The following is a 1,233-nucleotide window of genomic DNA, read 5'->3' on the forward strand; positions in this document are numbered from 1 at the left end:
AAAACAGGCGCTCGCTCTTCAACAGACAGCCCAAAACAGCCTATTTATGAACTTTTGGAAGTTTCAAATACAGGATAAAGATGTTGGAGTTTGACTCTGGCATCGTCCGTCGAGAAATGCCAAATCACCTTGTTAGCAGTTTGATTGCGCTCTTGATTCCATGCTGATAACTCTTGCTGTAACCTCTCAGTAGTAGGAATGCGTCTGTCTAAACATTGTTTACTTAAAATACTCAATTCAATCTCTGCTAGATTTAACCAACTGCCATTACGGGGAGTATGATAGATTTCTAGGCGTCTAGCTAGACGGTGGGGTTCGGGAGCCGGAAAGGCTTCGTTGTATGAAGCAATGTTATGAGTGTTGAGATGATCGCAAACTAACTTAATTTTTTGAGATTGTGGATAATCTACATCTAGAAGTTGACGAACTTCATCTGCCCAATCAAGACGAGTACGACTATCCCGATTGCTCACCCTTCGCCATCCTTGATTAGGGTCAAAAAACATGAACAAAGCTTGTACTCCTTCACGAGTATAATGATAGTCCTGTTTTTTGTCTTGATCAGGTTTCATTTCTATGGGTGGATCAAGATGTCCTTGCAGTTGTATAGATGCTTCATCCATTGTAATTAAGGGTTCATCATCTGAATGTACCTGACAATAAAGGTCTAAAATCACTTCCATTTGGGCCACAAATCTGGCTAAATCCCGTTCCGGGATACAGAGATACAGAACCTCTGAGTTTTCCAAGGTCGTAACTGGTTTTTTTTAAAGTTCGACGAACAGTTTCACGGGAAATTTCGGTGACCATTGTACGTTTTTTGAGTTCTGATGTTAATAATCTGATTGTCCAATTGCCTCTGCCTTCCGGTGGGTCAGAACAACACAGGGCAATAATTTGGGCTTCAGTTGCTCCATCTACTTTTCGAGGGGAGGGTGGAGATGTACCAAGCTTTCGATTGAGGGCAGGTTTTTCCCCTTTTGTCAGGAATCTGTGGCGAACCCGTCCCACTGTGTTTCTATGTATATTTAAAGCTTCAGCTATCTCTTCATCACTCCAGACTCTTTTGGTTGTAACGGCTTCATCACACATGAGCAGAATTCGAGCGTGTAGAATTTTTTTAGCTGGTGCATGGCCATTTCTAGCGATTTTTTCTAGATTATCTTTCTGTTCTATGGTCAGATAAACTTGATCTCGCCGACCTCTTCCGATAATATATCCTCCATTGTATTG

1 pseudogene is annotated in these 1,233 nt (G+C 41.7%); it reads right to left on the minus strand.

The features are described 5' to 3' along the window. Positions 1-44: 44 nt before the first annotated feature. Positions 45-1,212 (minus strand): annotated as a pseudogene (locus F6K27_RS33260) (IS630 family transposase). Between the last annotated feature and the right edge of the window lie 21 nt (positions 1,213-1,233).

It is taken from the genome of Okeania sp. SIO2F5 (assembly GCF_010692685.1).
Lineage (GTDB): Bacteria > Cyanobacteriota > Cyanobacteriia > Cyanobacteriales > Microcoleaceae > Okeania > Okeania hirsuta.